Origin of the sequence: Paraburkholderia sp. (assembly GCF_035656215.1) — a bacterium.
Taxonomy (GTDB): domain Bacteria; phylum Pseudomonadota; class Gammaproteobacteria; order Burkholderiales; family Burkholderiaceae; genus Paraburkholderia.
The window spans coordinates 1-6,109 of the sequence record NZ_DASRSY010000388.1; the positions used below are offsets into that span (position 1 = coordinate 1).

Annotated in this window: 7 protein-coding genes; 6 read left to right on the plus strand and 1 reads right to left on the minus strand. The window is 62.7% G+C overall.

The annotated features are described in order from the left end of the window. The coding region (locus VFE81_RS22525; RefSeq protein ID WP_325046707.1) for a folate-binding protein at positions 1-877 on the minus strand (877 nt) is incomplete at its 3' end. A gap of 78 nt (positions 878-955) precedes the next feature. Here VFE81_RS22525 and mltG point away from each other — a divergent pair. From mltG to VFE81_RS22555, 6 genes are all read left to right on the plus strand, one after another. Continuing rightward, complete coding sequence (gene mltG, locus VFE81_RS22530) at positions 956-1,966, plus strand: endolytic transglycosylase MltG (RefSeq protein WP_325046712.1); 1,011 nt, start codon at positions 956-958, stop codon at positions 1,964-1,966. Beyond that, positions 1,966-2,586 carry a dTMP kinase gene (gene tmk, locus VFE81_RS22535; protein ID WP_325046713.1) on the plus strand — a complete coding sequence of 207 codons (621 nt, stop codon included), beginning with the start codon at positions 1,966-1,968 and terminating at the stop codon, positions 2,584-2,586. Before mltG ends, tmk begins: the two co-directional genes overlap by 1 nt. 94 nt (positions 2,587-2,680) lie before the next feature. Further along, complete coding sequence (locus VFE81_RS22540; protein ID WP_325046708.1) at positions 2,681-3,715, plus strand: DNA polymerase III subunit delta'; 1,035 nt, start codon at positions 2,681-2,683, stop codon at positions 3,713-3,715. Between the two features lie 105 nt (positions 3,716-3,820). After that, positions 3,821-4,339, plus strand: a complete 519-nt coding sequence (locus tag VFE81_RS22545; protein WP_325046709.1) for a GNAT family N-acetyltransferase — start codon at positions 3,821-3,823, stop codon at positions 4,337-4,339. A 126-nt stretch (positions 4,340-4,465) separates the two neighbouring features. After that, on the plus strand, positions 4,466-5,257 hold the full coding sequence (locus VFE81_RS22550) for a TatD family hydrolase (RefSeq protein ID WP_325046710.1): 792 nt from the start codon (positions 4,466-4,468) through the stop codon (positions 5,255-5,257). 52 nt (positions 5,258-5,309) lie between these two features. Further along, a complete protein-coding gene (locus VFE81_RS22555) occupies positions 5,310-6,050 on the plus strand; it encodes an ankyrin repeat domain-containing protein (RefSeq protein WP_414695638.1) in 741 nt (246 codons plus the stop codon). Positions 6,051-6,109: the final 59 nt, after the last annotated feature.

A 6,109-nucleotide genomic window follows, 5' to 3' on the forward strand; every position in this document is an offset into this window, starting at 1 on the left:
GTGCGCCCGCCACGTTCGCGAGCGAGGTGCGCCGCTTGATCGTGCCGCGATACTGGCTGCGCGCCACCACTTCCTGACCCGGATAGCAGCCTTTGCGGAAATTGACCGCGCCGAGCACGTCGAAATTGACCATTTGCGGCACGAATTGCTCGACCACCGGCTGCGTGATGCGCGGTTCGCCCGCGCGAATGTCGAGCCAGTCCCATACCGCCGGCGATACGCGCTTGAGCTTTTCGTCGAGCAAAGGCAGGTGCTTCTCGATCGCGGCCTTGGGGCCGACCCACAGATAACGCAGCCGGCCTAGCGCGTCCGGAACACGAATCAAGGAACCCGCTGTGCCGTCCACCTGCACATGCACGCCGTCGGGCAGCGCATCGAACACGCCGGACAGCGCTTTACGCACGTCGCCCGCGAGGCCCACCACGGCCAGCTCGCCGCTTGCATCCACCAGTTTGGCCTTGGCGCGCAGAACGAACATGGACAGCCGTTTCTGCACGGCGGCCTGCACGTCCTTCGACACCAGCAGGCGGATCGTCTCGCCCGTGCGCCACGTCAGGAACGACGCCAGCAGACGGCCCTTGGCCGAGCAGTAGCCGGACAGGCGCGCATTGGCGGCATCCAGATGCTGGGTGTCGTTGGTCAACTGGCCGTGCAGGAAGCTCGCCGCGTCGTCGCCGGTCGCGTCGATCACACCGAACTGCGTCAGCGGCATGTAGGCGCCTTGATGGACGACAGCGTCGAATTCGTCAGCGGCGGGGCGCGGCAAAGGAGGCAGTCCGACGGGCGCGGAAGCCTGTGCCGTGGCAGCGGCGCCTGGCTGAGCACTTGCGGAAGCAATCGAAGACGTGCCTGAAGCGGTAGCGAGCGGTGTGTTCATGGATTCCGGGAACAGTCAATTCTGACTTTAGCTAAGGCAAACAAGTATTATATGAGGTCCAACCCAGCCACGTTCCGCATGCCCCTTCTGAAGAAATGTTTCGTCGCCGGCTCAATCGTCATTGTGCTGGCCGCAGCCGCAATTGCAGGCGGATATCACTGGGCCAACAGCCCACTCGATTTGACCCCCGCGCAACTCGATGTCACCGTCAAGCCGCACAGCAGCTTGCGTAGTGTTACGCTGCAACTCAACCGCGGCGGCGTGCCGGTCGAGCCTGAACTCTTCGTCATCATGACGCGGCTGCTCGGGCTGCAAAGCGATCTGAAATCCGGCAACTATGAGTTCAAAACGGGTATCACGCCGTACGAGGTGCTGCAAAAAATCGCCCGCGGCGACGTCAATGAATACGTGGCGACCATCATCGAAGGGTGGACCTTCAAGCGCATGCGCGCCGAGCTGGACGCCAATCCGGCACTCAAGCACGACACGGCGGGCATGAGCGACACCGATCTGATGAACGCGATTGGCGCACCGGAAGCGTCGATCGGCAATGGCGAGGGGCTGTTTTTCCCGGACACCTATCTGTTCGACAAGAACACCAGTGACCTGGACGTCTACCGCCGCGCGTACCGGCTGATGCGTGTGCGCCTAGACGAAGCGTGGACTGTCCGTGCGCCGAACCTGCCGTACAAGACCCCGTACGACGCTTTGACGATGGCGTCGATTATTGAAAAGGAAACCGGCAAGAAATCGGACCGGCCGATGGTGGCGGCTGTGTTCGCGAACCGTTTGCGGGTGGGCATGCCGCTGCAAACCGACCCGACCGTGATCTACGGCATGGGTGAGAGCTACACCGGCCGCATCAGGAAGAAAGACCTGCAGACCGACACTCCCTACAATACCTACACCCGGATGGGGCTTCCGCCAACACCCATCGCGCTGCCCGGTGTCGCATCGCTGCAGGCGGCGATGAACCCGGCGCAATCCACCGCGCTGTACTTCGTTTCGCGCGGCGACGGCAGCAGTATCTTCTCTGACACCCTCGGCGATCACAACAAGGCCGTGGACAAATACATTCGAGGGCAATGATGGCGCGGGGCAAATTCATAACGTTTGAGGGCATCGACGGTGCCGGCAAAACCACCCATCTGGGCTGGTTTCGCGAACGCCTCGAAGAGAAAGTTGCGAGCACCGGCCGCTCGGTCGTGATGACGCGTGAGCCGGGCGGCACGCCGCTCGGTGAGCAGATCCGCGAGATCGTGCTGCATCAGAAGATGGATCTCGAAACCGAGGCCTTGCTGATGTTCGCGCTGCGCCGCCAGCATCTGGCCGAAGTGATCGAGCCGGCGCTGGCGCGCGGCGACTGGGTGCTGTCCGACCGTTTCTCCGACGCGACCTTTGCCTACCAGGGCGGCGGCCGCGGCCTGCCGCGCGACAAGCTGGAAACGCTGGAGCGTTGGGTGCAGGGCGGTTTTCAGCCGGACCTGACGGTGCTGTTCGACCTGGCACCGGAAATCGCCAACGAACGCCGTCGCGCCGCGCGCGATCCGGATCGTTTCGAAAGCGAGTCCGAGGCATTTTTCAATCGCACCCGTACCGAATATCTGCGCCGGGCGGAAGAGGCGCCGTACCGGTTCGCTATCATTGACTCCTCGGACAGCATTGCACGGATTCAGAAAAAACTTGAAGAGTTGATCACAGTTCTTTGATTTTAAAAGAATATAATTCTGAGTTATGACGGTGAGCGAAGTTCGTTCGATGTCTCGACATGCTTCGTCAACCGATTGATTTAAAAGAGAAACGATGATTTATCCCTGGCAAGCCGATGACTGGAATCGCCTGCAGCAGTTGCGTGGGCATTGGCCGCACGCCTTGCTGCTGCACGGCCAGGCGGGAATCGGCAAGCTGCGCTTCGCGCAGCATCTGGCGCAGGGGTTCCTGTGCGAGGCCCAGCAGGCCAGCGGCGAGCCCTGTGGCGCGTGTGTGGCGTGCAACTGGTTCACGCAGGGAAATCATCCTGACTATCGGATTGTCGTGCCTGAGGCGCTGGCTGCCGAAGCCGGTCTCGGCAACGCCGCAGACGAAAAAGCCGAGAAGGCCGACGGCGACGAAGGCAAGAAGACGCGCGCACCCAGCAAGGAGATCAAGATCGAGCAGATTCGCGGCTTGCTCGATTTCGTCGGCGTCGGTTCGCACCGCGGCGGCGCGCGCGTGGTCGTGCTGTATCCCGCCGAGGGGCTGAACATCGCCGCGGCCAACGCGCTTCTGAAAACGCTCGAAGAACCGCCGGCGGGCGTGATGTTTTTGATGGTGTCGGCGCGCGTGGATCGCCTGCTGCCCACCATCATCAGCCGCTGCCGCCAGTGGCCCATGACGATGCCCGCGCCGGAGGTCGCCACGAAGTGGCTCGCCGCGCAAGGCGTCGCCGAAGCGCCCGCGCTGCTCGCCGAGGCCGGTGGCGCGCCGCTCACGGCCCTCGCACTGGCGAGCGATGAGAACCGCACGCTGCGTGACTGGACCTTGAAGCAACTGGCCGCCGGTGCCGATTGCGACGCCTTTGCCTGCGGCGAGGCGCTGCAAAAGCTGCCGGTGCCGCTCGTACTCGGCTGGCTGCAACGCTGGATGTACGATTTGCTGGCGCAGCACACCGCCGGCGCGCCGCGCTATTTTCCGCAGGCGTCGACGGCGTTGACGCGCTGTGCGTCGCAAGCCGACGCCAGCGCGTTCGCGCGCTTCATGCGCACCGTGACGCGCCAGCGCGCCGTCGAGAACCATCCGCTGAACGCGCGGCTGGTGTTTGAAGAACTGTTTATCGGCTATCGCGAACTGTTCGCGTAAATATTTGAAGCCGGACGGTTTGTCCAAGGCGGGCGCGCTTTACTGTGCCGCGTCCGCCCACGCGTCCGTCCGCTGATTCGTCTTCCATCTCACGCTCAGAGCACCATGAATCTTCCCTACCGCGATGCCACGCTCCACGATCTGCCCGCGATCGTTGCCATCTACAACTCGACCGTGTCGTCGCGGCAAGTCACCGCCGATCTCGAGCCGGTGAACGTCGAAAGCCGTCTGGCGTGGTTTCACGCGCACGGTCCGCAAAAGCGCCCCCTGTGGGTGGTGGAAGATCCGCAGCAGCCCGGCCGCGTGATCGCATGGCTGAGTTTCTCCGACTTCTACGGCCGCCCGGCCTATCAGCGCACCGCCGAAGTCAGCATCTATCTGGACGAAAGCGCGCGTGGCAAGGGTCTCGGCAAGCAACTGTTGTCTGCCTCGCTCGCGGTGGCGCCGGCGCTCGGCATCGACACTGTGCTGGGTTTCATCTTCGGCCACAATGACGCGAGCCTGCGCCTGTTCCGCGGCTTCGGTTTCGACACGTGGGGCTCGCTCCCGCGCGTCGCGGTGCTGGACGGCGTGGAGCGCGATCTGGTGATTCTCGGCAAGCGGCTCGATCCAGTCGCCGCCTGATTGACGGCCGGGGTTGCAGCCGGATCCAAAGCCGGATTCACACCGGGCTCGAGTTGAAGCCGGGTCAAAGCCGGGTTAAAGCCGGATTAAAGCCGGGTTAGATCTATTTATCAGCAGGACTTCACCATGTTTGTCGATTCGCACTGCCATATCAACTTCGAAGGACTCGCCGACCGCCTGCCGCAGGTGCTCGAGAACATGCGCAGCCATTCGGTCACGCATGCGCTGTGCGTCTCGGTCGATCTTGAAACGCTGCCGTCCGTGCTGGAGATCGCCAGCCGGCACGACAATGTCTACGCGTCAGTCGGCGTGCATCCGGATCACGAGGACATGCGCGAGCCGAGCGTTGCCGAACTCGTCGAGCTGGCCGAGCATCCCAAGGTGGTCGCGATCGGCGAGACCGGCCTCGACTACTACCGCCTGGAAGGCCGCACGATCGCCGATATGGAATGGCAGCGCGAGCGCTTTCGCACCCATATCCGCGCGGCGCACGCTACGAAGAAGCCACTGATCATTCATACGCGTTCGTCCGCGGAAGACACGCTGCGCATCATGGCCGAGGAGCGCGCGAGCGAGCCGGGCGGCGTGATGCATTGCTTTACCGAACCATGGGCGATCGCTGAGCAGGCACTGGCGCAGAATTTTTACATTTCGCTGTCGGGTATCGTCACGTTCAAGAGCGCAACCGACGTGCAGGACGTCGCGCGCCGCGTGCCGCTCGACCGTCTGCTGATCGAAACCGACTCGCCGTACCTCGCGCCCGTGCCGTATCGCGGCAAGCCTAATGAACCTGCGTACGTAAGTTATGTCGGACGCTTCATCGCACAACAACGCGAGATGCCGGATACGGCGCTTGCCGCCGCGACGACACAAAACTTCTTCCGGCTCTTCAAGATTCCCGCGCCGGCTGGCGCGTGATCAGTAAAGCCGATAAATATCAAAAGGATAGGGAAGTTTCCTAAAGCAAAACATGAAAAATTTTTCGACTTCGATCGCAGCGTTTCAAGAGGCTTCAGCCATGCAATCCGTCTTCGGTTCAGCACGCCGCGGCGCGTCGCGCCTCGCGCTGGCTGCCACGCTCGCCTGCGTCGCACTGAGTTCGCTGGTCGCCTCGCCGGTTCAGGCCGCACCGATCGACTCGCTCATCAAGTCGGTTAAATTCGACGATATCGACGGCGTCAACAAGCTGCTCGCCAAGGGTATGGACCCGAACAGCGTCGACAACCAGGGCTTCCCGCTGCTGGTGATCGCCGCGCGCGAGAAGTCGGACAAGGTGGGCGCCGCGCTGGTCGCCAATCCGAAGACCAACATCGAGATTCAGGACAAGGCCGGCGAGAACGCGATGATGATGGCCGCTTTGAACGGCGACCTCGATTTCGTCAACCTGCTGATCGCGAAGGACGCCGAAGTCAACAAGAAGGGCTGGGCGCCGTTGCACTATGCGGCTGCGAACGGCCACGACGACATCGTCAAAGTACTGCTCGACCATTCGGCGTACGTCGACGCCGGCTCGCCGAACGGCACCACGCCGCTGATGATGGCCGCGCGTGGCGGTCATGTGTCGACGGTGAAGCTCCTGCTCGACAACGGTGCGGACCTCACGGTGAAGAACCAGATTGGCCTGACTGCGCTCGACTTCGCGAAGACCTACAAGGAGCCAGACGTGGTCGAAGGACTCACCGCCCGCCTGCAGCAGATGCAACAGAAGTGAACTGTTTGAAAAACCGGAGCGCCGGCGGCCGGGATGTCAGCCACCGGAGCAACGCACCG

What these genes read in the sequence shown, in the direction of transcription:
- mltG (WP_325046712.1), top strand. Translation starts at nt 956, where the DNA reads ATGCCCCTTCTGAAGAAATGTTTCGTCGCCGGCTCAATCGTCATTGTG.
- tmk (WP_325046713.1), top strand. Translation starts at nt 1,966, where the DNA reads ATGGCGCGGGGCAAATTCATAACGTTTGAGGGCATCGACGGTGCCGGC.
- VFE81_RS22540 (WP_325046708.1), top strand. Translation starts at nt 2,681, where the DNA reads ATGATTTATCCCTGGCAAGCCGATGACTGGAATCGCCTGCAGCAGTTG.
- VFE81_RS22545 (WP_325046709.1), top strand. Translation starts at nt 3,821, where the DNA reads ATGAATCTTCCCTACCGCGATGCCACGCTCCACGATCTGCCCGCGATC.
- VFE81_RS22550 (WP_325046710.1), top strand. Translation starts at nt 4,466, where the DNA reads ATGTTTGTCGATTCGCACTGCCATATCAACTTCGAAGGACTCGCCGAC.
- VFE81_RS22555 (WP_414695638.1), top strand. Translation starts at nt 5,310, where the DNA reads ATGAAAAATTTTTCGACTTCGATCGCAGCGTTTCAAGAGGCTTCAGCC.